The sequence below is a fragment of the Streptomyces sp. WMMB 322 genome (assembly GCF_900090145.1).
In the GTDB taxonomy this organism is placed as follows: domain Bacteria; phylum Actinomycetota; class Actinomycetes; order Streptomycetales; family Streptomycetaceae; genus Streptomyces.
The window spans coordinates 1,213-25,440 of the sequence record NZ_FMHI01000021.1 but is presented as its reverse complement, the minus strand read 5'-3'; the positions used below and the strand labels follow the sequence as shown (position 1 = coordinate 25,440).

Genomic DNA, 24,228 nt, shown 5'->3' with positions numbered 1-24,228 from the left:
CATGCCGTCCGTCCCCGTGCGCACCCTGGGGGCCTTCGCCCTGGTGTCGGCGCTGACCGTACTGCCCGCCGGTACGGCGCAGGCCGGCGGTGACAGGACCAGGGCCGTGCCCTGCCACGACAACGCCGCCCTGATCGCAGCGGTGCAGGAGGCCAACGCGGCGGGTTCGGGAACCATCAGCCTCGCCAAGGGGTGCACGTACCGGCTGAGCCGGGTCTTCCCGGGAAACTACGGCGACAACGCGCTGCCCGGCATCACCGGCCGCATCACCGTCGAGGGCAACGGCGCGGTGCTCGCACGTGCCGGTTCGGCGCCCGACATGCGCATCGTCGAGGTCGCCGGCGGCGGCTCGCTCACCCTGAAGGACGTCACGCTGCGCAACGGCAGGCTGAGCCCCGGATTCTCCTTCGGGGGAAATGCCTTCGTGGGGGCGCCCAGTGCCCGTCTTGAACTGGTGCGCAGCGAGGTCACCCGCGGCTTCGCACGGTGGGGCGGCGGCATTCTCAACGACGGGCCGCTGACGGTGCGTTCCAGCAGGATCACGCACAACTCGACCAGCAGCGGCGGGGGCGGCATCTGGAACCGGTGGACCCTGAACATGACGGGCAGCAGGGTGGCCGGCAACGCGGGTACGGAGGTCGGCGGCATCGTGACCGGCGGTTCCACCCCGGCACCCACGGCCACGGCCACCGTCCGGCGGAGCACCGTGGCGGGCAACCGCGGGACCGGGGTAGGGGTCGACGTCAACATGACGACCCATCTGATCGACAGCGTGGTGACACGCAACAGAGGGGACGAGGCGCTCGCAGGAGGCGGCGTGTACAACGAGGGTTCGACGACGCTGACGGGAACCCGCGTCTCGCGCAACCACTCCGCGAGCGACGGCGGGGGCATCTTCAACAAGAAGTCTCTGCTGCTCAGAAAGTCCGCGGTGGTGGAGAACGTCGCCGAGCGGTCCGGAGGCGGCATTTTCAACGCGCCGCCCGGGGAGGTCTCGCTGTGGCGCAGCGTCGTCAAGGGCAACCGTCCCGACAACTGCGTCCCGCCGAGCGCGTGTTCCGGGCGGCCGAAGCCGGATCGGCCCGCGGAATCCCAGCCCGCGGAACCCCAGCGGCCCGGGAAGTTGGGGCATGCCGGGCAGCCCAGGCCGTCCGAGCACTTCAAGCAGGGCTGAGGGCAGCCCTTCGTGAGCAGCGGGGCAGTCGTTCCCGCTTCCCGCTTCCTTAAATGTGAGTTAAGCCCTCCCCGTCGCCGCTCCCAACGTGCCGATTGTCCGGTTCCCGCTCGCTAGCTTGTCGGGTGGGCAGGAGACCGGACGTCCGGCAGGCAGAAGGAGGCAGCCCGGCGATGACCGAGCGCGTGGAGGCGCAGGCTTCCCCGAGGACCGGCGCAGGGAAGCATGCGGCAACCGCATTGATCGCGGCGGCAGTTGCCGCGTCGTTGCTCGCCGGCTGTTCGAGCGGGGAGACCACCGACCCCGGACCCACCGGCCCGCCGCCGGCGACGCCTTCGCAGACCGAGGACCCGCTGCCGGACGCCGGTGACTTCGCGCCGTACGTCGACACCTCCCTCAAGCCCTCATACGACCTTCTCGAGAGGGCGGGGAAGACCGGCGTGAAGGAGTACAACCTCGCGTTCGTCTCCCCGGGAGGCGGCTGCGTGCCCAAGTGGGGCGGCAGGCAGCGGCTGGAGGACAACCCCGTGGCCGCGCAGGTGAAACAGTTGCGCGACGAGGGCGGCGACGTTCGGGTCTCCTTCGGTGGTCAGAGCGGCAACGAACTCGCCCGGGTCTGCGGCTCGGTGGACGAACTGACGAGCGCCTACACCGAGGTCATCGACGCATACGGCCTGACGAAGCTCGACTTCGACCTCGAAGGCCCGGCGCTGACTGACAAGAAGGCGAACGAGCTTCGCAGCCGGGCCATCGTGCGTCTCCAGCGGCAGCGTCCGAACCTCAATGTCTCCTTCACCTTGCCCGTGATGCCTTCGGGTCTGAACCGGGACGCCCGTGCCGTGCTGGAGAACGCGCAGAAGAACGGCGCGCGCGTGAACCGCGTGAACATCATGGCCATGGACTACGGCACGTACTACGACGGAGACATGGGCGAATACGCCGTCAAGGCAGCCACCGCCGCCCACAAGCAGATCCGGCCCGCCCTCGGGATCAGGGACGAGGAGGAGGCCTGGGACGCTCTCTCCATCACCCCGATGATCGGTGTGAACGACGTCAAGGGCGAGGTGTTCCGCCCCGAAGACGCCGCGGAACTGAGGAAGTTTGCGGACAGGAAGAAGCTGGGCGGTCTGTCCATGTGGTCCGCCACCCGCGACAAGCCCTGCCCGGGTGGCCCGAACTCCAAGGCACAGGCGACCTGTTCGGGGATCGGGAAGAAGGCGGACGCGTTCATGAGGGCGTTGAAGGACTGAACCCGGGCGACGGTGATGGCGAACGCCGTGGCGTGGCGCCTGCCGCGCAGGGCCGGGGCGCCGCATCCGCGGCACCCCGGCACCAGGGCGCACGCCCCGCGAGGATCCGCCGGACAGGCCCTGGTCCGCACGTCAGCAGCGGGCGGGCTTCTTCCAGGAGCACTCCGGGCCGACGACGAGGGGCCCCGCCGGGCGCCGGTCCTCACCCGTGCCCTCAGCGCCCTTCGGGCGGGCCTTCTTCCCGGCCCCGGCCCCGCTGCCGGTTTCGCGGCCGTCGGAGGCCAGGGCCACCACGATCGCGTCCTCGATGTCCTTCACCGAACCGGCGAGGTAGTTGTTGAGGACGATGCTGTAGGCGAGCTCACGGCCGTCCGCGTCGGTGACGTAGCCCGACAGCGCCGAAGCTCCCGTCAGCGAACCCGTCTTGGCGTGTGCGTTGCCCTCGGCCGGGGTGTCGCACATGCGTGAGCGCAGCGTGCCGCCCGTCATGCGGTCCCCGGCGCAGGCGACGGGCAGGGCGTCGTACCACTGCTTGAACCACGGCTTCTTGCGCACGGAATGGAGAAGGGTGGCGATGTGGCGTGCGGAGACGTTGTTCATACGGGACAGTCCCGAGCCGTCGACCTGCCGCAGCGTGCCCGCGTCCACGTCCTGCTTCTCCAGGAAGTCCCGTACCGCCTTCAGGCCCGCGCTCCACGTGCCCTTGCCCGCCGTCTCGTCGCCCATGGTCTTGGTGAGGACCTCGGCGTGGTTGTTGTTGGAGAGCTTCATGAACGGGACGCTGATCTTCGCCAGGGGCATCGACGTGTGCCTGGCGACGCGCTCGGCGCCGTCCGGTGTGGCCCTGCCCGGTTCCGTCTTCCCCGAGACCCGCACGCCGTGCCGCTTCAGCGCGTCGGCGAAGACGGAGGCCGCGTAGCCGGTGGGCTCCCACACGCTCGTCCACGACTCGTCCGGGTCCGCGCCGGCCGGGATGCCGCCGCTCACGGTGAGGGTGTTGCCGCCGTGTTCGCGCTCGACGGTGATCGTATTCTTTCCGCCCCGGTCGACCGTGGTGGCGGTGACGTCGACGTCGACGTAGCTGTTGGACGGCGTGACCTTCACCTTGGGCTTCTCACCCGTCGACGAGCCCGGCACGATCTCCAGGTGGACGCTGCCGGTGTCGTAGTCGGTGTCGGGCGCGAGGCTCAGCGCGGAGATCTGTGAGGAGTAGTACGCCGACTCGTCGTCGGCCGCCCACGAGCGTCCGAGCCGCTGAGAGTCGAACCGGGTGTCGTCCGCGACGAGTTCGCCCGTCACCGTTTTGATCCCGGCAGCGGCGACGTCGGCCGCGAGCGCGTCGTAGTCCTCGGCGAGCAGCGTCGGGTCTCCGGTGCCGCGCACGTACAGGTCGCCGTCGAGCCGCCCGCCGTGCCGGTCGCCGTGGGCGAGCACGTCGGTGCGGTAGCGGTAGTCCGGGCCCAGGACGTCCATAGCGGCGGCGGAGGTCAGCAGCTTGGTGTTGGAAGCGGGCATCAGCCGCTTGCCGGGGTTGCGTTCGTACAGTGTCCGGCCGCTGTCCGCGTCGCTGATCACGATGCTCGTCGCCGCTCCCTTCAGCCGCTCGGCGGTGAGAATCCGCTCGACGGCCTTCTGCCACGAGGGCTCGGGTGCGGGCGCGGTGGTGCGCGCCCCGGCGGAGCCGCCCGTGCCGAGGGCGAGGGCGACGCCCGCGGTCACGGCGACGACCTTCCTGCGCGTGCGGGACCAGGAGACCGGCCGCGACGGTGTGTCCGTGCCCGGCGCCGGGTGGGGGGAACGGGCACCCCCGTGAAATGTGAGTCGCGTCATGACGTGAGCCTGCCAGTCGGTGGGAGGACTGGCGAGGTCCCGCGCGGACGAGGCCGCGTCCCGCAGACCGGGAAGCTGCCACGTGCCAGGATCGGCACATGCTGAGAATCGGGTCCGTCGTCCTGGGCGTCTCGGACGTACGGCGCGCAGTCACGTTCTGGACGCAGGCCCTCGGGTACGTCCCGCGCGACGAGGTCGAGGAGACATGGGCGGTCCTCGTTCCCGCGCACGGACCGGGGGCACAGCTCTCGCTCGGCCTCAGCGAGACGCCCGTCCAGCAGTATCCGAGGGTCCACCTGGACCTCTACGCGGGGGACAAGGACGACCAGGCAGCAGAGGTCGAGCGACTGGTCTCCCTGGGGGCGCAGCGCGTGGACTGGGACCTGTACCCGGACGACGCCGACTTCGTCGTTCTTGCCGACCCCGACGGCAACCGGTTCTGCGTCATCGACACCGGCGGTCACTGAAGGGGCGGCCGGTCGCGGCAGGCGCCTGTGGCGAGCGGGCCGTCGTGGCGTTTCCACATGCCCGGACGGCGGCTCTCACCACGTGCCCCACGTCCACGGCTCCCGCTCGATCTCCGCCCAGACGGTCTTCCCCACGGGGTGACGGGGCGACGTGCCCCAGCGGGTGGCCAGGATGTCAACGAGGAGCAGTCCGCGGCCGGATTCGTCGTCCGGCCCGGGGTGGACGGGACGGGCGGGCGGAGGCTCCGGATCGGCGTCCGAGACCTCGATGCGGACGGCGCCCGTCTCCGGGTCGAGAGCGAGGCGGAGCGCGAAGTCGCGCCCCGGGACGCGGCCGTGACGGACGGCGTTGGCGGTGAGCTCACCGACCAGCAGCGCCACGCTGCACGAGATGTCGGACGCGGGCGGGCAGCCCCACTGGTCCATCCGCTTCACGGCGAGCCGCCGCGCGAGACGCGCTCCCCGGGGCGAGGACGCGAACTGCATGGCGAACGTGCTCAGTTGAGCCGAGTCCGGTTCCGGGGCGGGGTGAGGGGCGGGCCGGGGTTCCCGTTCGGGGTCCGGCTGTTCGTTGGTCGTCGCGTGGAGCACGGTGCGTCATCCCGATTCGGTTCATGATTCGTGACTTTCCGTACTCAAGCATCGTCGGGCGGGACTATCCTCAAAAGGTGCCGAAGGCTTACAACGGTGGTCGTAAGGAACGGAAGTAAGGCCGTGGCCAACGAAATCGATCCCTCCTCGTCCATGGCCGCGCTCTTCGGCTCGCGGGTGCGCAAGCTGCGTATGGCCGCGGGCATGACGCAGGCGGAACTGGGCCGCAGAACGCACGTGGTCAGCACGCGCATCACGCAGATCGAGCGCGCCTCCGGTGCGAAGCCGACGCTGGAACTGGCCCGCGCGCTCGACAACGCCCTCAATGCGGACGGGTTGTTGGTCGACCTGTGGCCGTATGTCCACCGTGAGACGTTCCCGGACTGGTCCCGCGCCTTCATGGCGTACTCGGCCCGGGCGGTGAACATCGGCCAGTACGCGGCGCATGTGGTGCCGGGTCTGCTGCAGACGCGGGAGTACGCGCGGGCCGTGCTGAGCGTCGGCCGGTCGCTGCGCGGCGAGGAGCACTTGGAGGAACGGCTCTCCGCGCGAATGGAGCGTCAGGAGCGGCTCGACTCGTCCGACCGCCCCGAGGTCTGGGCAGTCCTCGACGAGGCGGTACTGAGGCGCCCGGTCGGCGGACGGGCAGTCATGGGAGCCCAGTTGGACAGGCTGCTGGAGGTCGCCGAGAGCCCTTGGGTGACGGTTCAGGTGCTGCCGTTCGACCATGGCGAGCACGACTCGATGGGCGGATCGATGACGGTTCTGACCCTGCCGGAGGAGGCGGAGGCCGTCTATCTCGAGGGCTCCGACTACGGCCAACTCATCGAGGAATCGGCCGGGGTCAAACGGTACTCGGCGATTTATGACCGCTTGCGGGCCATGGCCCTGCCCCCCAAGATGTCGCTCGACACCATTCGCTGCGTGATGGAGGGCTACCACCGTGGAGTCAGTGTCCCGTCCGGGGTTCGGCGGCGCCGTGTGGCGCAGGAGCAGTTACAGCAATCAGGAGGGTGGCGACTGCGTGGAGGTGGCGGACGGCCTTCCCGGCGTGGTGCCCGTCCGTGACAGCAAGGTTCCCGGCGGCCCGACCGTCGTCGTTCCGGCGGTGTCCTGGAGGGTCTTCGTCGACGGCGTGAAGGCGGACCGCCGCTTCTGAGGCGGCGGCGTTCGCTGCGTGATGGAGGGCTACCACCGTGGAGTCTGTGTCCCGTCCGGGGTTCGGCGGCGCCGTGTGGCGCAGGAGCAGTTACAGCAATCAGGAGGGTGGCAACTGCGTGGAGGTGGCGGACGGCCTTCCCGGCGTGGTGGCCGTCCGTGACAGCAAGGTTTCCGGCAGCCCGGTGGTCGTCGTTCCGGCGGGTTCCTGGAGGGTCTTCGTCGGCGGCGTGAGAGTGGATCGCCGCTTCTGAGGCGGCGCAACTCCCGACGCGAGAAGGGAGCCGCACGCGCACTCGTCCAGGAGTTGGCACCTGCGGCGCAACTTCCGTGCACCGTCGTGCCGAGGGGCGGCCCGTGGCGCCGAAGCGCCGGTGGGCGGGGCGTCCTTGTGGAAAGCTCAAGGTCGTGACCTCCGCGAAGATCGAGATGCACGTACATCTGGAAGGTTCGGTCCGCCCGGCGACGCTGCTGGAGATCGCCCGCCGCAACGGCGAGTCACTGCCGGCCGACACGGTCGGCGGTCTGGAGGAGCTCTACCGCTTCACCGACTTCCGCCATTTCATCGACGTGTGGATCATGACGACCAACTGCCTGCGGACGGCTGACGACTTCCGGCAGGTGGTCGTCGACTACGCGCAGCAGGCCCGGAGCCACGGCGCGGTCTACCTTGAGGCGATCTTCTCTCCGGCCGAGCGCGTGGAGGCTCACGGCATCGGCTGGGACGAGATCTACACGGGCTACTGCGAAGGAGCCGTCGAGGCGCAGGAGCGGTTCGGGCTGACGGTGCGGTTCACGCCGGACCTCTACCGGGGCTGTCCGGTGGAGCTGGCGGAGAAGTGCGCCAGTGTGTCGGTGCGTTACCGGGACCGGGGCGTGGTGGGCCTGGGAATCGGAGGCTATGAGCTGCAAGGCCCTCTGGAGCCGTATCGGAGGGCTGTGAGGATCGCACAGGACGGCGGACTCGCCTTCGTGCCGCACGCGGGAGAAGCAGCCGGCGTGGAGTCGGTCCGGGAAGCCCTCGGACTCGGCGCCGTAAGACTGCGTCACGGCATCCGCGCCGCCGACGACTCCGCGCTGGTCGCCGAGTTGGCGGACCGGGCCGTGGTGCTCGATGTCTGTCCGACGTCGAACCTGCGCACCGGAGTCGTCGAACGGCTCTCCGCGCACCCGCTGCCCCGGCTGCGGGAGGCGGGGGTTCTGTGCTCGGTCGGCACCGACGATCCGGCCATGTTCGGCACCGACCTGAACCGCGAGTACGAGTTGGCGGAGCGGCTGGGGCTCCCGGCCGGGGACGCGTACGCCGCCGGTCTTGCGGGCGCCCTGTGTGAGGAGGAAGTCCTCAAGCGCCTCGCGGACATTGCGGATCGCGGCGCCGGCCAGTACCGGAGCGGCCCCGGCTAGGGCCTGTCCGGCGGATCTTCGCGGGCTCGCGACTCCCGGCACCGCACCTCGCTGCGTTGTCGGGATCGCCCGAATACGCCCAGTATGAGGACGACCCTCCGCCTTGCGATGCGTCCCCTCGCTCTCGCGGGGGAGGCCCCATGCGCCGGACGCCGCTCGCTGATCCACGAAGATCCGCCGGACAGCCCCTAGTGCCGGCCGCCGCCTCCGTGGGGCCCTCCACCGTGGGGTCCGCCGCCGCCCTTGTGGCCCCCGCCTCCGTGGGGAGCTCCGCCCTTGGGGCCGCTGCCGCTGTCTTTGCCGCCTCCGTGGTCGGCGGCCTCACGCTGGTCCTTGCCGTCGTCGCCGTCGTCCTGGCCGCCTCCGAAGAGGAAGCCCAGCAGGCCGCCCAACAGGCCGCCGTCGTCGTCCTCGTCCTGGCCGCCGCCTCCCTGCGAGCCCCCGGCGTCCGACGCGCCGCCGTCCCCGGTGTCGCCGCCCGCGTCGCCGTCGTCACCGCCGCCCGGGTCGCCGGTGGAGCCGCCCTGCGCGGCGCCGCCCGCGTCGTCCCCCGAAGGCGAGGGCGCCGGCTCCCCGTCGTCCGACGGGGGAGGCTGCGAGCCGGGGTGCTCCTCCTGCTCCTCGCCCGCGGGCCGCATGCCCTCGTCGTCCATGGCCGGTGGGGGGTTGCCCGCCTGCGGCTGCTCGGGGGCGCCTTGCCCGTCGGAGCGTTCCGCCGCCTCCCGCGCGACGATGTCGGGGTCGGGTGAGACCGAAACGGCGGGCCTGCCGCCTCCCTGTACCGACGAGCCCGAATTCATCGCGTCCACGCTGAAAGCGACCGTCCCGAGCGCGACGGCCGCGGCCACACCCACGGCGACACCCGTGCCGCGCCGGTCCAGGGACCTGCGGGCGCGCTCGAAGGACCGTCCTGCGGCGCCCCGTTCGAGCTGTCGGGACGAGGCCTTCAGGCGGGGCCGGAACGCCTGGAAGGCCGAGACGTCGTTGCGGCCCGTGGCCGCGGGCGGGCACGAACACGACGACGTGCCGTCGAGCTGGATTCTCGCTCCACACTTGGAGCACTTCAGTGCTGCCATCGTCGGCCCCCTCGACGGAATCACGACGCGTTCCCTCGTTTTTTGCCACCCGGACGCCGACTGGGGCGCACAGTTGGCAGGTCATCGTCAAACCTATCCAGGGCTCAGGGACGTATGCGGTAGTTGTCAACTTGCGAGCGGTCTGGTTTCAACCCCGCCCGAGCGGTCCCGGGGCAGATCCCGGACGTCCCGGGGCAGATCCCGGACGGTGCCGGCCCGGCGGGGCGGCGTGCCGGAACCGCCCCCCGGAGCTCGCCTGTGCCTCCTCCGGCGTTCGGTCCGCTGTGCTTCGGCGGCCCTCGGCCCCGCTCAGCTCAGCTCAGCGCAGGAAGTCCGCCAGGCCCTCCAGCAGCCGGTCCACGTCCTCCGTGTCGTTGTACGGGGCCAGGCCCACCCGCAGCCCTCCGGCGTCGCCGAGGCCCAGGTGGCGGGAGGCCTCGATCGCGTAGAAGGAACCGGACGGGGCGTTGATGCCGCGCTCAGCCAAGTGACGTGCTGCGTCAGGGGTGTTGTGGCCGTCGTCGAAGGTCAGCAGCAGCGTGGGCGTGCGCAGGGCGGCACGCGAGTGGCTGCGGACGGCGGGGAGTTCCGCGAGGCCGCTCTCGAGCCGCTGCAGCAGCGCGTCCTCGTGCTTCTCCAGCATCGAGTAGGCGGCGACGAGTTGCTCCCTGCGGTCCCGTTCGGGGTGCGCTCCGGGGTGCGCGAGCACGTCGACGGCGGCGCGCGCTCCCGCGAGGAGTTCGTAGGGCAGAGTGCCGAACTCGAAGCGTTCCGGGACGGCGTCGGTGGAGGGCAGCAGCTTGTCCGGGGCGAGCGTCTCCAGCAGCTCCGGGCGGGCGGCGAGTACCCCCATGTGCGGGCCGAGGAACTTGTAGGGGGAGCAGGCGAAGAAGTCGGCGCCCAGCGCCTCCAGATCGATGAGTGAGTGCGCGGTGAGGTGGACGCCGTCGGCGTAGACCAGGGCGCCCGCGTCGTGGGCCAGCCGGGAGATCTCCGGGACCGGCGGACGCGTCCCGATCAGGTTCGAGGCACTGGTGACGGCGACGAGCCGGGTGCGGCCGGAGAGGACGGCGCCGACGGCGTCCGCCGTCAACTCACCGGTCCCAGGGTCGAATTCGGCCCACCGCACGGTGGCACCCGCCTGCTCGGCGGCCTGTACCCACGGGCGGACGTTGGAGTCGTGATCCAGGCGTGTGACCACCACCTCGTCGCCCGGGGACCAGGACTTCGCGAGCGTGCGCGAGAAGTCGTAGGCGAGCTGCGTGGCGCTGCGGCCGAAGACGACACCGCGCGGGTCCGCCCCGAGCAGGTCGCCCAGCGCCTGCCGGGCCTCGGCGACGAGCGTTTCCGCGTTGCGCTCCGCGGGGTTGCCGCGGCCGCGGTTGGACAGCGGTCCGGCGAGCGCTCCCGCGACGGCCTCTATGACCGCGCGGGGCGTCTGCGTGCCGCCCGGCCCGTCGAAGAACGCCGTTCCGGTCGCGAGGGCGGGGAACTGCGCGCGGAAGAGGTCGATGTCGAAGGGCATGCGGGCTCCGGCAGGGAGAGGCGTTCGGTCGGGCGACGGCAGCCATGATCAGGCGTGACGGCCGGTTTGGCCAGAGCGTGGCTCGCCCATGGCACCGGCCGGTCAGTGTGTCAGCCACCGGCCGCGGAGTCTCAGCCGGTGCGAGGGTCCGTGGTGAGCCGCAGTCCGTGCGGCCCGGTCGTGCCCGCCTCGCCCGCCGACTCTGCCGGTCGTCCTGTGTTCGCGGGCGGGCGCATGGAACGGACCGTCTCCTGCCAGGACGAATAGTCCTCCTCGGAGAGCAGGGCGGCGTTGCCGCTGCGGGAGGTGATGTGCACGGGAGAACGGTCGTCGTTGACCTGCTCGATCAGTCGGAGAAGGCTCTTGCGGGCCTCGCCTGCGGTGATGGACATGGTCACTTCCTTCCTGGTCGTCAGGACAAGCAGCAGTGGCGCCGGGTCCGATATTCCGGTCATGCCGGGTCTCCGGTCCGGCTCCGAGTATGAACACCCGCCGTCGGCCTCCCTTCCCGTGCGGGGGCGGGTGGACGGGGAAGCGACGGGACCGGATATCTTGATGTCGAGACGATGTAGACGTGGAGCACGTGGAGCGGAGTACCGGTGACTGACTCGACCATCATCTATACGGACACCGACGAGGCCCCGGCCCTGGCGACGTATTCGTTCCTGCCTGTGGTCAGGGCGTACGCCTCGACGGCGGGGGTCGGTGTCGAGAGCCGCGACATCTCCCTGGCCGGGCGCATCCTGGCCCAGTTCCCCGAGCGTCTGGAGCCCGGGCAGCGCGTGGAGGACGCCCTCGGCAACCTCGGCGAGCTGGCCAGGACGTCCGAGGCCAACATCATCAAGCTGCCGAACATCTCGGCCTCCATCCCGCAGCTGAAGGCGGCCGTCGCCGAGCTTCAGGAGAAGGGCTTCGCGCTGCCGGACTACCCGGACGAGCCGAAGACCGACGAGGAGCGCGACATCCGCGCCCGCTACGACAAGGTCAAGGGCAGCGCCGTCAACCCGGTGCTCCGCGAGGGCAACTCGGACCGCCGCGCACCGGCGTCGGTGAAGAACTACGCCCGGTCCAACCCGCACCGCATGGGCGCCTGGTCGCCGGATTCGAAGACGAACGTCGCGCACATGGACGGCGACGACTTCCGCTCCACCGAGAAGTCCGTGATCGTCCCCGCCGACGGCTCCCTGCGCATCGAACTGGCCGCCGACGACGGCAGCACCACGGTCCTGCGCGAGTCGATCCCCGTGCTCGCCGGTGAGATCGTCGACGCCTCCGTGATGCGCGTCGCCGCGCTCCGTGAGTTCCTCACGGCACAGGTCGCACGCGCCAAGGCCGAGGGCGTGCTGTTCTCGGTGCACCTGAAGGCCACGATGATGAAGGTCTCGGACCCGATCATCTTCGGCCACGTCGTCCGCGCGTTCTTCCCGAAGACGTTCGCGGAATACGGCAGGACCCTCGCCGGGGCCGGACTGACCCCGAACGACGGACTGGGCGGCATCTTCAAGGGCCTGGAGTCCCTGCCCGACGGCGCGAAGATCAAGGAGTCCTTCGAGGCGGAGCTCGCCGAGGGCCCCGACCTGGCGATGGTCGACTCCCACCGCGGCATCAGCAACCTGCACGTGCCGAGCGACGTCATCGTCGACGCCTCGATGCCGGCCATGATCCGCACCTCGGGCCACATGTGGAACAAGGACGACGAGGAGCAGGACACCCTCGCCGTCATCCCCGACAGCAGCTACGCCGGCATCTACCAGGCCGTGATCGACGACTGCCGCGCCAACGGCCAGTACGACCCGGCCACGATGGGCTCCGTGCCCAACGTCGGGCTGATGGCGCAGAAGGCCGAGGAGTACGGCAGCCACGACAAGACCTTCGAGATCCCCGCCGCCGGCACCGTGCGGGTCCTCGACGGCGACGGCAACGCCGTCATGGAGCAGGCCGTCGGCACCGGCGACATCTTCCGCATGTGCCAGACCAAGGACGTCCCCGTCCAGGACTGGGTCAAGCTCGCCGTCACCCGTGCCCGCGCGACCGGCGACCCCGCGGTGTTCTGGCTGGACAAGGACCGTGCGCACGACGCGAACCTCATCGCGAAGGTCGAGCAGTACCTGCCGCAGCACGACACCGAGGGTCTGCGCATCGAGATCATGAAGCCGGTCGAGGCGATCGCCTTCTCGCTGGAGCGCATCCGCCGCGGCGAGAACACGATCTCGGTCACCGGCAACGTGCTGCGCGACTACCTCACCGACCTGTTCCCCATCCTGGAGCTGGGCACCAGCGCCAAGATGCTGTCGGTCGTGCCGCTCATCAACGGCGGCGGGCTCTTCGAGACCGGCGCCGGCGGCTCGGCACCCAAGCACGTGCAGCAGCTCGTCAAGGAGAACTACCTGCGCTGGGACAGCCTCGGCGAGTTCCTGGCACTCGCGGTCAGCTTCGAGCACCTCGCGCAGAAGACGGGCAACGCGCGCGCCCAGATCCTCGCCGACACCCTCGACCGTGCGACGGCGACCTTCCTGCACGAGAACAAGTCACCGACGCGCAGGCTCGGCGGCCTCGACAACCGCGGCAGCCACTTCTACCTGGCCCTTTACTGGGCGCAGGAGCTGGCCCGGCAGACCGAGGACGCCCAGCTCGCCGAGGCCTTCGCGGACCTCGCGCGCACCCTGGGCGAGCAGGAGCAGGCCATCGTCGACGAACTGATCGCGGTGCAGGGGTCGCCCGCGGACATCGGCGGCTACTACTGGCCGGACGCGGCGAAGGCGTCCGCCGTCATGCGTCCCTCGAAGATCTTCAACGAGGCCCTCGCGTCGCTCGGCTGAGCCATCGCCCGGCTGAGCCGGAGCCCCGCGCCTCGCGGACGCAGAACCTGTGGGCCGTGCCCTCCCGGACCGGGAGGGCACGGCCCACAGGCGTGCGCGGCATGCACCGCGCCGGCCGGAGCCGGACACCGGCCGGTAGCGAACACCGGTGCGCGAGGCGGCGGTTGACGAACGTGGCCGCGGCAGGGGCGGTCGCCTCGCGGTGCGTCGTCCGGCCTTCGTCCGGCCCGGTCACGGAAGGGCCGGATTCCAGCGGCGCGGGGTGCGCCGTCGCTACGCTTCCGGTATGGCCCCTTCCGCCGGTTCAGTTCCTTCCGCCGGTTCAGCCGGTTCCCCGGATTCGGCGAGTTCCGCCGCATCGGGCGGTTCCGCGCGCCCGGCCGTGCACACGTACTGGGAGACCACCGGTGCGACGATGGCGTTCACGCACCCGCTCGACCACGCGCTGCTGGAGCGGTATGTGCCGCGCGACGCCCGGATCCTCGACTACGGCTGCGGCTACGGGCGGCTGACCGCGCAGCTGGAGGAACTCGGCTACCGCGACGTGCAGGGCGTGGACCCTTCCGCGGCGATGATCGAGCGCGGAGCACGCGAACATCCGGGCCTGACGCTGACCCGGCAGACCGCGCTGCCGCTGCCGTTCGCCGCCGGCTCCTTCGACGCGGCCCTGCTGTTCGTGGTGCTCGGCGTCGTCCCGGGCGACGCCGACCAGAACGCGCTCGTCTGCGAACTCGCCCGGCTGATCAGGCCGGGCGGCGTGCTCTACCTCAGCGATGTGCCGCTCCAGGACGACGAACGCCATTCGCGGCGCTACGAGGAGGCCGTCGCCGCGGCCCCGTACCGCGCCTACGGCACGTTCTCCACGCCCGACGGAGGACTCTTCCGGCACCACCGCCCCGAGCAACTGCGGGCGCTGCTTGCCGGCAACGGCTTCACCGTCGAGGAGGAGCGCACGGGGACGACGGCCACGCTCCACGGGCACACCACGCGCAACGTCCAGCTCGTCGCCCGGCGGGACGCCCCCGCCGGGTAGGCCGAACGGCCGACGTTCCGTGGGCCGTTGGGCGTCGGATCAGCGGAACGCCGCCTCGCCGGTGAGCGCCTGGCCGATCACCAGCTGGTGCACCTCGGAGGTGCCCTCGTAAGTGAGCACGGACTCCAGGTTGTTGGCGTGCCGCATGACCGGGTACTCCAGGGTGATCCCGGCGGCGCCCAGCATCGTGCGGCACTCGCGTGCGATGCCGATCGCCTCGCGGACGTTGTTGAGCTTGCCGAGGCTGACCTGTTCCGGGCGGAGTGTGCCGGCGTCCTTGAGGCTGCCCAGATGCAGCGCCAGCAGCATTCCCTTGCCCAACTCCAGTGACATGTCGGCGAGTTTGGCCTGTGAGAGCTGGTAGGCGGCCAGCGGCTTGTCGAAGATCTCCCGCTGGCGGGCGTAGCCGAGGGCGGTCTCCAGACAGTCGCGCGCGGCGCCGAGTGCGCCGAAGACGATGCCGTAGCGCGCCTCGTTGAGGCAGGAGAGTGGACCGGAGAGGCCGACGGCGTCGGGCAGCACCGCCGATTCCGGCAACCGGACGCCGTCCAGGACGAGTTCGGACGTCACCGACGCGCGCAGCGACATCTTCTTCTTGATCTCGGGCGCCGAGAATCCGGGAGTGTCCGCCGGCACGACGAATCCGCGGACCTTGTTCCCGGGGTCGTCCGTCTTCGCCCACACCACGGCGACGTCGGCGACGGAACCGTTCGTGATCCACATCTTGGTGCCGTCCAGCACCCAGTCGGAACCGTCGCGCACCGCGCGGGTGCGCATCCCGGCGGGGTTGGAGCCGAAGTCCGGCTCGGTCAGGCCGAAGCAGCCGATGGCGTCGCCGGCCGCCATCGGCGGCAGCCACCGCTGCTTCTGCTCCTCGCTGCCGTACTTCCAGATCGCGAACATGGCGAGGGATCCCTGCACGGAGACCAGGGACCGCAGCCCGGAGTCGCCGGCCTCCAGTTCCATGCACGCCAGCCCGTAGGCGGTGGCGCTGGTGCCCGCGCAGCCGTAGCCGTCCAGATGCATGCCGAGCACGCCCAACGAGCCCAGTTCCTTGGCCAGTTCGCGCACGGGGACGGAGCCGGTCTCGTACCAGTCGGCGAGCCGGGGCCTGACCTTCTCTTCGACGTACTGCCGCACGGTGTCCCGGATCGCGCGGTCCTCCTCGCCGATCAGGGCCTCGGTGCCGAAGAGTCCGAGCGGGGTCTGGGGTGTCACGGGCGGCACGGCGATCTCCTCATCTGTTTCTAACAGCGTTAGGTTTCTGTCTCCGGGTACGTTAACCTTACGGCGTTAGTTTTCACAAGGAGTCCCGATGCCACGCCCGAAAACGCCGCTGCTCAGCCGGGAGCGGATCCGTGACACCGCGCTGGAACTGATCGACGCCGAGGGCATCGGCGCACTCTCCATGCGCAACCTCGCCCTGAAGCTCGATGTGAAGGCCGCATCGCTCTACAGCCACTACCCCAACAAGGACGCCGTGCTGGACGCAGTGGCCAACCTGCTCACCCGCCAGGTCGACACCTCCGGCTTCGAACGCGGCTGGCGGGAGGGCCTGGAGACGTGGGGCAGGTCGTACCACGCGGCGCTGCGCGGACACCCCAACGCCGCCCCGGTCGTGGCCGCCGGCACCGGCAGGCGCGAGGACTTCCTGGCCATGGCCGACGCCGTGCACGGCGGGCTCGTCAAAGCCGGCTGGCCCCCGCGGCAAGCGACGATGATCGCCGCGTCCGTGAAGTACCTCGTGATCGGGGCCGCCACCACTCCCTTCGCGAGCGGCTTCGCCGATGACACACGGGTCTACTTCGAGCGCTATCCCAACCTCGTGCAGGCACACCTGATCCCGGCCCACGCCGAGGAGATCGACACCGACAGCTTCGAACTCGCCCTGCACAGCCTGCTGGCGGGACTCGAACCGCTGCACGCCTCGCTGACGTCGGCACGCGCCGCGCGGGAGTGACGACCCGACAGCAGGCGGGCGGGCCGTCCCGCGACGGCCCGCCCGCTCCTCGCTTCCCGCCGGACAGTCCTTAGTCGGCCAGCAGCTCCCGCAGTTCACCGACGGCCTCGCGCAGCCTGTCCGCGAAGGTGTGCATCTGGTCCGCCACCGCGAGCGGCGTGCTCAGGTAGAGATTGAAGCGCTCCGGAAGCAGCACATAGGCGACGCCGATGCAGCGGCTGCTCGTCGAACCGAACCCGAAGAACTGGATGTTGGTGGACGGCGCGGAGCTGGTGCTCAGATAGTCCTCCCGCATCCTCAGCCAGCCCGCGCTGCGGTACAGCGAGGGCTGCTCGTGCACACCGAGCTCCGCACCGCGGCGGCGCTGGATCAACTCCAGTTCCCACAGGTGCTGTTCGGGAGCCTCGACGGCCTGGCACTCCTTCGCCCGCGCCACGTGCGCGCTCGCGGCGGCCCGGAAGGCGAGGCGCCGGGTCTCCCTGTCCGCCTCCGGGTCCTCCATCGTGTCGACGAACGCGTACATCTCCGGAGTCACCACGCGCATCGCCTCCGTGCGGCCGTGCTTGTACTGCCGCGTGGCGATCGACTCGTACGTGGCGCCGAGGCGGCCCTTGGCGCGCTTGTGGGCGAGCTGGTAAGCGACCTGCACGAAGGCGTCGGGGGAGACCCCGAGCGACTTGGCGTGGTTGCTTCCGAAGTCACCGAAGGAGACGGTGCGCGTCGCGGTGCTCTGCCCGTACTCCGCGAACTCCGCCGCTGCGGCACGCACTTGCTCCCGCAACGCGTCGTCGGTACGGAACTCCACGGGCCGCACGTCCGGCGCTCCCCGGGTGCGCGCACCGGACTGCTCGGAGTGCACCACCGCCGGAACGGGCAGCAGCGCGTCGACGAAACTCAGGATCGTGGTGCCGTCCAGCTGGCAGTGCTCCACGTTCAGCCCGGCACGGCCGTCCTCGAAGACGACGAACGACACGGCCTTGTCGAACCAGCGGTTGCCGCGGTCCCCGTACAGCAGCTCGTCGCACGCCTCCTGGACCCCGGAGGGCGCGAAGTCCTCCAGGCACACGCAGAACAAGGCGTCCTCGACGGTACGCAGGGACTGCGCGTTGCCCGGATCGCAGTCCAGCAGAGACGCCCGGGCCCTCGCCCACTCCGCACGGGCCATGGTGGTGAGGTGACCCACCGGGGTTCCCCCGGCCGCCCGCTCGGCACCCGCCTTCATCACCTCGCGCAGCCCCGCTTGCAGATCCTCCAGGCTGTGCGGGGCGCCGTCCTCACCGATGACGTCCATCCGGAAGATGTTGCCGCGGAAGAACACCAGGATGTGCCGCTCCCGCGAGGGGCCGGGCCGCTCCGGTGAATAGGGCGTGCGCGAGGTGTCCTGCTCCACGCCCGGGATACGGGTGCTGGAGAAGAGGTACTTCAGCTGCTCCATCGACTGCGGCTTCCCCCGCTGCACCACGGGCGGGATCAGCTCCTCGTCGATCTGCCGCTTGAAGTCGAGCGCACCGGCGACGAGTCCGGCCGCCCGCTCCACCTGCGTCTCGTCCGAATCCCTGAAGAGGAAGAAGAAGTTGGCGTTCAGGGCGATGCGGTCCCGCCGCCCCAGGTAGCGGTAGGGCCAGAAGGTGTCCAGCCAACTGTGCACGCCCTCCGCGGAGTTGTACTCCTCCAGAGCGGCCTGGAGCACCCGCCCCGGCCCCTCCGGGTCGAGAAAGGCCCTCACCTCCGCCTCGGACGCGGCGAGTTCACCCGGCGAGAGCAGCGGCGCGCACCAGGCGAGGAACCTCTCGCAGCTGGCCTCCAGCGTGGGCAGCGGCACGCGCGGCAGGGAGTCCTCCTGCGCGAAGGTGGGGTTGGTCGTCGCGCTTTTGTGACTCGCGCTTCCCTGACTGGTGTTCACTTGCGCTCTCACTCCGGTTCGTCGGTGGGTGTTGTGGGTCCGGCCGGTGCGGCGGGTGCGGCTGGTTCCCGGGGCGGCCCGGCAGCGGTCTCCCGCGCGAGACGCTCCGGGGACCAGGGCCATCCCGCGGTTCCGGACGGACGGGAAAGATACAGCCGCGCGTACAGCCAGCCGTCGGCCTCCAGGCCGTCCGCGTCGACTCCGGCTTCCTTCATCGTCTCCAGCACCTGCGTCTGCTCCTGCGGCGAGGCGAACCGGCGCTGCCGGAAGACGTCGTCGACGCGGACAGTGCTGTATCCCAGCTCCTCCAGCGCCCGCTCGACGGGATCGAACGGGAACATGCGCAGCACGAAGTGCGCCATCCAGGGCCGCCGTTCGCCCGTGGAGCGGACGATACGCGCAAGAGTGCGCTCGGTGACATAGCCGATGCAGCCGGTGGAGATGACCAGATCCGTGCCGGCGAACTGCGCGCGAGCCCGCGGCGACGGATCGTCCTGTTCCAGGTCGGCATGGACGGCGTCGTCGAGGAAACCCGCTTCGAGCGCGTACCCGAGTGCACTGCCGGAGGTGTCCAGGCCCACGAAGCGGACCGGACGCGCCGGTGTGTGCGCACGTGCCAGCTTGCGGTCGCGTGCCAGCAGCGCCTCGGAGGTCTCCTCGGCACGGGCACCGGCGCCGGACCCGGCGGCGAGGTGCTCGTCGCAGTACCGGGCGTAGAGCGCGTCCATCGTCACGTCGTACTTGAGCAGTGCGGCGTTGATGCCGTACGAGCAGCCGATGTCGAGCACCTTCGGCACGGCGACCTGCCGCACGTCGCGGTACTCCTCGATGAGTTTCGCGAAGTAGGGCTTGGCCTGCTGGGGGACGCAGTAGTCGAGTTCGCGCAGCTCCCTGAAGTAGGCGCGGGGATCGGGCCCGTTGTAGATGTGGTCGAGCGTGACTTTCCCGGTGGCGTCGAAGCGCACGGACGGCTCCTGTGGGGGTGGCAGGGGGGCGAGGGTCGCAACGGTGTACGGGCGGCAGGCGGGCGGGGCAGGCCGTCGGCGGGGCGGTCGGCCTCGCGTCCGCCCGGCCTAGTCGAGCAGCCGGTCGCCGCGCACGGCGCGGCCCTCGGCCTCCAGATGTTCCGGCAGCACACGCCCGAAGAGCTGCCTGGTGCGCGAGACGCTGCCCACGACGCCGGGGCGCTCGCTGTAGGCGAAGATCGCCGAGTGGCGGGCCGCGCCGCCCCGCACGGGACTGACTCGGTGCAGGGAGAAACGTCCCTTGAACAGCTGGAGGTCACCGGGGCGCAGCAGCAGGCGCCGCGTCAACTCCTCGCCCCTGCCCTGCAGTACGTCCCGCACCCGGCCGAAGTTCTCGTCCTGCGCGGACCTGATGTTGGGGCAGTACTCGAAGACGCCGCCCACCTGCGCCTCCTGGGTGAGCATGCTGACGGTGAACTCGTTGGTGTCGAAGTGCCAGGGGTGCTCCATCCCCGGCTCGACGACGTTGAGCACCAGCCCGGACAACGGGTCGGCCAGCTCGTGCAGTTCGCCGAGTTCGAAGCATCCCGCGATGAAGCGCTTGAAGGTCTCGTCGGAGTAGAGGCGGCTGATGAGGGCCCCGGAGGGAATCCGGTCGCGGGGGACGAAGGCGTTGCCACGCTCGAAGGCCATGCGTCCCGGATGGTCCTCGGGGAGGTCCGGGCCGGCGGCCATGTTGTAGACGTTGACCGTGGCGACGTCGAAGTACGCCCGGGGCGCCATCTGCACGCACTCCTTCCGCAGCGTCTCCTGGAGGGAGGGGCGGATGAAGTCCGGCAGCACGGTGCAGCCGTCGGCCAGGAGATCCTCCTTGGCCCGGGAGAGCACGTCGCGTGCTCCGGCGCTGTCGAGGTCCGTGAGGGGATACCGGTCCGTGTCGACCAGCTCCTCCAGTGTGGTGGCTTGCGAAGTGCTCATCCGATCCTCTCCCGCCCGCGGGCCGGCCGCCCCGAGCCGTACGCCCCGAGCCGTACGCCCGGCCGGGTCCGCCGGGGGGCCTCCCAGCGAAGCCGGGGAGCCACCTCCTGGCGAATCCTGAAAGCCACCCGGCGCGCGCCCGCGGACAGGACGACGGAGCCGGTGCGGCCCGCTTCACGGACGGGACTTCGCACTCGGAATCGCAGCAACTCTACTGATGAGTAAGGGAGTTGAAGTTCCCACATCCTCGCCCGCCTGTCTGTGACACGTCACACGGTCGTCACATCGGATACGGCCGACGAGGCCGGACCGGGAGGTCCCCGGGCAGGAAGGACGGGCAGGCACCGGGGGAGGGGAGGCGTGGCCGGGCAGAACGGCACGGCTTCGCAAGGCCGGCTTCGGGAACGAGGTCTGCAAGGACGCGGGGGGAAGGCCGGCCTCGCAACGGGCGGTCGGGCGACGTGAGGGGGGGGAGCGGCCCGGCGCAGCCGGGAACGGACCTCGGCTTCGCCCAGGGGCGATCCTCGTCGTCTCCTGAGGCGGGGCGCGCAAGGTCCGTTCCCGGTCGGGGCGGCCGGACCGGGCGTCACGGCGTTGGTGGTGCGAGGGCTCAGCCCGTGGTGCCCGTGGCCGACGCGTCCAAGTACGCCTTCGCTGCTGCCTGGTCGAGCTTCTCGGCCGTCTTCTCCGGGTTCGAGGGATCGCGGACGAACTCCTGGAGCAGCTGCCATTCACCCTGTCCGGGTGTGCCGCCGAAGGCGCCCGGCGCCTGGTCGGACATGTCGAACTGCACGGCCTCACCCGCGTCCACGAGGGACTTGGCGACCTTGCGGGTCGTCTCGTCCGGGTAGGCGTTGAGGTTCAAGTTGATGTTGGGCGAGAGGAATCCGCCCTCCTTCGCCCAGATCTCGGCCGCCTTCGGGCTGGCCAGGTACTCGATGAAGGACATGGCCAGGTCCTTGTTCTTGCCCGACTTCATGGCGACCGCGGCGTCGCCGCCGCTGATCACCGGAGCCTGCTTGTCCTTGGCCACCGGTGGGAACTCGAAGAAGTCGGCGTCCTCGTCGACGTTCCTGTTGAACTCCCCGGATATGATCCCCGCCACGAAGTCGCCCTCGTAGACCATCGCCGCCTTGGGGTCCTTGCCGTAGACGGCGCCGACGGACTCGTTGAGGTCGGTGCGCAGAGCCTCCGTACCGCCGCCGGCCACCAGCCGGTCGCCCTCGAACAGCTTGCCGAAGGTCTTCAGTGCCTTGATGACGGTGGGGTCCGTCCAGCCGATCTCGTTCGTGGCCAGCTTGGCGTAGTTGGAGGGCCCGGCCTGCGCCAGGTAGATGTTCTCGAACCAGTCGGTGAGCGGCCAGGCGTCCTTCCCGGCCACGGAGAAGGCGGGGGTGCCGGCTCTGGCCAGCTTCTCGCCGTTCTCGATCATCTCCGAGTAGTCCTCCGGCGGAGTCACGTCGGCCTTCTCGAACGCCTTGGGGTTGTACCAGACCGTCGACTTGTGCGACGCCTTGAAGTAGAGGCCGTAGAAGATCCGCCGGACGCTGCCGTAGTTCTGCCACACGAGGGCGAAGTTCCGGGCGGCCTCGAGCTCGACCCTCGGTGGAAGCGGCTCCAGCCAGCCCTTCTGCGCGAACTGCTGCAGCACACCCACCTGCGGCACCATTGCCACATCCGGGGCCTTTCCGCTCTTGAGCAGATCACGGATGAAAAGGGCGAAGTCGTCGCGTCCTTGTGCACGGCTGGAAGCGAACTTCACCTTGGCGCCCGTCTTCTTGGAGAAGCCGTCGAGCACCTTTCTGAAGTTCTTTCCCTCGCCGCCGGTCCAGGAGCCGGCGACCGTGAGGGTCTGGCCGCTGAACTCCTGTTCACCGGAAGCGCTGTTCAGGCCGCTGCACGCAGTCGCCGTAATGGTGAGAGCGGCTGCGGCGGCCGCAAGGCGTGTTACCGCAATGCGAGGTCTTTTCATGATTTCTCTTTCGGGGCAGCTTGCGCGGGTGCTGAAGTCGCCGATCCACCAATTCGCAGTGGAGCCGGAAGTGCTGTCGCGGAGAGCAGCCGCCGGCGGTACAGGAGCGGTGAAGCATCGGGCGCCTGGTCCGGGCGGTGCTTGAGCTCGCTGTTCAACTGTCCGTCGCCACGCGAAGTTGGAGCCTTTCGGGCGGGCTTCCCCCAGTGAGCGCTGGCTGCCGCGGCACGGGGCATCGCTCACGGCGCAGATCTGACCCGTAAACGGGAGAACCGTCAGACGGGCTGGTCTGACCCGACCGGTTCGCGGGGTGTACGCGCCTGACAACGTAGTGCAGTCAGTAGCCCTGGAAAACGGTTGTGGCGCAACGCGACGGAAAAATCTACTCGTCAGTCGCCACCGGCGAGCGACCGCTTACCACGTTCAGCACGAAAAGTGGCAATGGGAAACCGGCGACTCGCATACGAAGAACACGATGAAGACATGCGGGACATGGCTCTGAAGATGGGCATACGTCAGTGAACACGGCCACGCCGGGCCCCGTGAACCGCCAGGCGCGGATTTTTTCAGGGAATGCCTGCCGTGAGTGCTCGTGGGGGCCCGCCGAGGAGGGGTGAGGGCGGGGGCGGGAACCCTGCCGGGCGGCTACGGGGTGGCGATGCCCGCCGCAGGGGCTGTCGCCGGGCAGTCCCTGAGGGAGGAGGGGTCACTCTCAGGGCGGATGCCGTCCGGGACGTGGTCCGTGGGTGCCCGGCATGGCTCCCTGGAGGGGCGTACTCCGGCGCGAACGGGCGCAGTTGATGCCTTCATGGGATTGTCCTATTCACTCCGTATGCATCTTCTGCCAGATTTCACTCCTTTCGGGGCATCCATCCTGTTCGGTTCCATTGCCCTTGAGAGGCAACGGGCTTCACCTCCGTCAGTCGACCGGACGGCGGCCCACTCTGCCGTACCCCCGGGCGGGGACGGGGAGTTGACGAGGGCGCCGTCCCTGCGAGTGAGGCCTCCGCCCTGGAATCTCCTTCAGGAGGAGCTGCATCATGCCCGCACCAACGATCAGTGTCGTTTCACCAACAAGGGCCTCTGCCGGCAACACCGTAGCCATCACGGGTTCCGGTTTCACGGGTGCGACCGCCGTCAAGTTCGGCAGCACCAACGCCGCCTTCACGGTGGTCAGCGATGTACGCATCAACGCCACCGTTCCCGCAGGAAGCGGCACGTTGCTGATCACCGTGGACAACCCCAGCGGCACCAGCAACGGCAAGGCCTTCACCTACAGCGGGACACCCGGCGCGAGGATCTCAGCAATCAGCCCGGCGTCCGGACCGAGCAGCGGCGGCAACGTGGTCACCATCGTCGGCAGCGGTTTCACCGGTGTGACGGCCGTGAAGTTCGGCAACGTCAACGCAACCAGCTACAACGTGGTCGGTCCCACGGTGATCAACAACGTCGTGGTGCCCCCCGGAGTCCCCGGCACGGCGCTGGTCACTGTGGTGACCGCAGCCGGCCCGGGCGGCGGCTACGCCTACGACTACGTCGGCGCACCGACATCGACGACGACGCTGACGGATGTGCCGGATCCGTCGGTGGTGGGCGAGTCGGTGACGTTCACCGCGACGGTCGCGCCCGTCCCTCCCAACGTGGGCACTCCTACGGGGACCGTCACGTTCAACTTCGGTGACGGCAGCCCATCGGTGGTGGTGCCGTTGTCCGGCGGTGTGGCTTCGACGACGCACGCCTACTCCACGACGTCCGGTTCGCCGTTCACGGTCACAGCGGTATACAGCGGTGACTCCAACTTCAGCGCATCGGTCGGCAGTGGCACGCATGCAGTGAATGCTGCTGCGACGTCGACGGCGTTGGTGGATTCTCCGGATCCGTCGGTGGTGGGTCAGTCGGTGTCGTTCACTGCGACGGTGTCGGCGGTGTCTCCGGGTTCGGGTACGCCGACGGGGTCGGTGGTGTTCGACTTCGGTGACGGGAACGTCTCGGCGGCGGTGCCGCTGTCCGGCGGTGTCGCCAACATCTCGCATACGTATACGACGACGTCGGGTTCGCCGTTCACGGTGACGGCGACGTATGGCGGCAGTGCCGGCTTCTCGGGTTCGGTGGGGACTGGCACG

The 24,228-nt window shown here is 69.9% G+C and carries 20 protein-coding genes and 1 pseudogene; 11 read left to right on the top strand and 10 right to left on the bottom strand.

Annotation, left to right across the window (positions count from 1 at the left end):
* Position 1 precedes the first annotated feature (1 nt).
* Together H180DRAFT_RS25600 and H180DRAFT_RS25595 are read left to right on the top strand one after the other, a co-directional pair.
* Positions 2 to 1,174 (top strand): right-handed parallel beta-helix repeat-containing protein, encoded by a 1,173-nt coding sequence (locus tag H180DRAFT_RS25600; protein ID WP_055488520.1) that lies wholly within the window; start codon positions 2 to 4, stop codon positions 1,172 to 1,174.
* A gap of 173 nt (positions 1,175 to 1,347) precedes the next feature.
* Positions 1,348 to 2,424 (top strand): chitinase, encoded by a 1,077-nt coding sequence (locus H180DRAFT_RS25595; RefSeq protein ID WP_055488519.1) that lies wholly within the window; start codon positions 1,348 to 1,350, stop codon positions 2,422 to 2,424.
* 132 nt (positions 2,425 to 2,556) lie between these two features.
* Here the strand turns inward: H180DRAFT_RS25595 and dacB are convergent, their stop codons facing one another.
* Entirely contained in the window at positions 2,557 to 4,254 is a 1,698-nt protein-coding gene (dacB, locus tag H180DRAFT_RS25590) for a D-alanyl-D-alanine carboxypeptidase/D-alanyl-D-alanine endopeptidase (RefSeq protein WP_079100406.1), read from the bottom strand.
* Between the two features lie 98 nt (positions 4,255 to 4,352).
* On the opposite strand from dacB, the gene H180DRAFT_RS25585 reads away from it, so the two are divergent.
* On the top strand, positions 4,353 to 4,721 hold the full coding sequence (locus H180DRAFT_RS25585) for a VOC family protein (protein ID WP_055488517.1): 369 nt from the start codon (positions 4,353 to 4,355) through the stop codon (positions 4,719 to 4,721).
* A gap of 75 nt (positions 4,722 to 4,796) precedes the next feature.
* Here the strand turns inward: H180DRAFT_RS25585 and H180DRAFT_RS25580 are convergent, their stop codons facing one another.
* Positions 4,797 to 5,207, bottom strand: coding sequence for an ATP-binding protein (locus H180DRAFT_RS25580; RefSeq protein WP_055488591.1), 411 nt, complete (start codon positions 5,205 to 5,207; stop codon positions 4,797 to 4,799).
* A gap of 258 nt (positions 5,208 to 5,465) precedes the next feature.
* Here H180DRAFT_RS25580 and H180DRAFT_RS25575 point away from each other — a divergent pair, with 258 nt between their 5' ends.
* From H180DRAFT_RS25575 to add, 4 genes are all read left to right on the top strand, one after another.
* A complete protein-coding gene (locus H180DRAFT_RS25575; RefSeq protein ID WP_055488590.1) occupies positions 5,466 to 6,380 on the top strand; it encodes a helix-turn-helix domain-containing protein in 915 nt (304 codons plus the stop codon).
* Positions 6,337 to 6,471 (top strand): DUF397 domain-containing protein, encoded by a 135-nt coding sequence (locus H180DRAFT_RS29985; protein ID WP_074466995.1) that lies wholly within the window; start codon positions 6,337 to 6,339, stop codon positions 6,469 to 6,471. Before H180DRAFT_RS25575 ends, H180DRAFT_RS29985 begins: the two co-directional genes overlap by 44 nt.
* Positions 6,472 to 6,508: 37 nt before the next feature.
* Positions 6,509 to 6,724, top strand: a complete 216-nt coding sequence (locus H180DRAFT_RS25565) for a DUF397 domain-containing protein (RefSeq protein WP_055488516.1) — start codon at positions 6,509 to 6,511, stop codon at positions 6,722 to 6,724.
* A gap of 154 nt (positions 6,725 to 6,878) precedes the next feature.
* Positions 6,879 to 7,874, top strand: a complete 996-nt coding sequence (add, locus tag H180DRAFT_RS25560; protein WP_055488515.1) for an adenosine deaminase — start codon at positions 6,879 to 6,881, stop codon at positions 7,872 to 7,874.
* A gap of 188 nt (positions 7,875 to 8,062) precedes the next feature.
* Here the strand turns inward: add and H180DRAFT_RS25555 are convergent, their stop codons facing one another.
* From H180DRAFT_RS25555 to H180DRAFT_RS25545, 3 genes and pseudogenes are all read right to left on the bottom strand, one after another.
* A complete protein-coding gene (locus tag H180DRAFT_RS25555; RefSeq protein WP_055488514.1) occupies positions 8,063 to 8,950 on the bottom strand; it encodes a hypothetical protein in 888 nt (295 codons plus the stop codon).
* A gap of 319 nt (positions 8,951 to 9,269) precedes the next feature.
* The gene (locus H180DRAFT_RS25550; RefSeq protein ID WP_055488513.1) at positions 9,270 to 10,475 is read right to left on the bottom strand and encodes a cysteine desulfurase-like protein; all 1,206 of its coding nucleotides are present in this window, start codon (positions 10,473 to 10,475) and stop codon (positions 9,270 to 9,272) included.
* A 218-nt stretch (positions 10,476 to 10,693) separates the two neighbouring features.
* Positions 10,694 to 10,867 (bottom strand): annotated as a pseudogene (locus H180DRAFT_RS25545) (type II toxin-antitoxin system Phd/YefM family antitoxin); the annotation flags it as partial.
* 207 nt (positions 10,868 to 11,074) lie between these two features.
* On the opposite strand from H180DRAFT_RS25545, the gene H180DRAFT_RS25540 reads away from it, so the two are divergent.
* On the top strand, positions 11,075 to 13,294 hold the full coding sequence (locus H180DRAFT_RS25540) for an NADP-dependent isocitrate dehydrogenase (protein WP_055488512.1): 2,220 nt from the start codon (positions 11,075 to 11,077) through the stop codon (positions 13,292 to 13,294).
* A 286-nt stretch (positions 13,295 to 13,580) separates the two neighbouring features.
* The gene (locus H180DRAFT_RS25535; protein WP_079100404.1) at positions 13,581 to 14,327 is read left to right on the top strand and encodes a class I SAM-dependent methyltransferase; all 747 of its coding nucleotides are present in this window, start codon (positions 13,581 to 13,583) and stop codon (positions 14,325 to 14,327) included.
* Between the two features lie 39 nt (positions 14,328 to 14,366).
* Here H180DRAFT_RS25535 and H180DRAFT_RS25530 read toward each other — a convergent pair whose 3' ends face one another.
* Complete coding sequence (locus H180DRAFT_RS25530; protein WP_199822518.1) at positions 14,367 to 15,560, bottom strand: acyl-CoA dehydrogenase family protein; 1,194 nt, start codon at positions 15,558 to 15,560, stop codon at positions 14,367 to 14,369.
* Between the two features lie 82 nt (positions 15,561 to 15,642).
* Between H180DRAFT_RS25530 and H180DRAFT_RS25525 the strand changes: the two genes are divergently transcribed.
* Positions 15,643 to 16,287 carry a TetR/AcrR family transcriptional regulator gene (locus H180DRAFT_RS25525; RefSeq protein ID WP_055488510.1) on the top strand — a complete coding sequence of 215 codons (645 nt, stop codon included), beginning with the start codon at positions 15,643 to 15,645 and terminating at the stop codon, positions 16,285 to 16,287.
* Between the two features lie 70 nt (positions 16,288 to 16,357).
* Here H180DRAFT_RS25525 and H180DRAFT_RS25520 read toward each other — a convergent pair whose 3' ends face one another.
* The 4 genes from H180DRAFT_RS25520 to H180DRAFT_RS25505 form a co-directional block, all read right to left on the bottom strand.
* A complete protein-coding gene (locus H180DRAFT_RS25520) occupies positions 16,358 to 18,190 on the bottom strand; it encodes a choline/carnitine O-acyltransferase (protein ID WP_055488509.1) in 1,833 nt (610 codons plus the stop codon).
* Between the two features lie 8 nt (positions 18,191 to 18,198).
* Positions 18,199 to 19,155: a hypothetical protein gene (locus H180DRAFT_RS25515; RefSeq protein WP_055488508.1), complete on the bottom strand. Its 957-nt coding sequence runs from the start codon at positions 19,153 to 19,155 to the stop codon at positions 18,199 to 18,201.
* Positions 19,156 to 19,263: 108 nt separating this feature from the next.
* Positions 19,264 to 20,133 (bottom strand): HalD/BesD family halogenase, encoded by an 870-nt coding sequence (locus H180DRAFT_RS25510; RefSeq protein ID WP_055488507.1) that lies wholly within the window; start codon positions 20,131 to 20,133, stop codon positions 19,264 to 19,266.
* 610 nt (positions 20,134 to 20,743) lie between these two features.
* Positions 20,744 to 22,105, bottom strand: a complete 1,362-nt coding sequence (locus H180DRAFT_RS25505; RefSeq protein ID WP_055488506.1) for an ABC transporter substrate-binding protein — start codon at positions 22,103 to 22,105, stop codon at positions 20,744 to 20,746.
* 1,040 nt (positions 22,106 to 23,145) lie between these two features.
* Here H180DRAFT_RS25505 and H180DRAFT_RS29980 point away from each other — a divergent pair.
* A partial coding sequence (locus H180DRAFT_RS29980) for an Ig-like domain repeat protein (RefSeq protein WP_055488505.1) occupies positions 23,146 to 24,228 on the top strand: 1,083 nt, incomplete at its 3' end.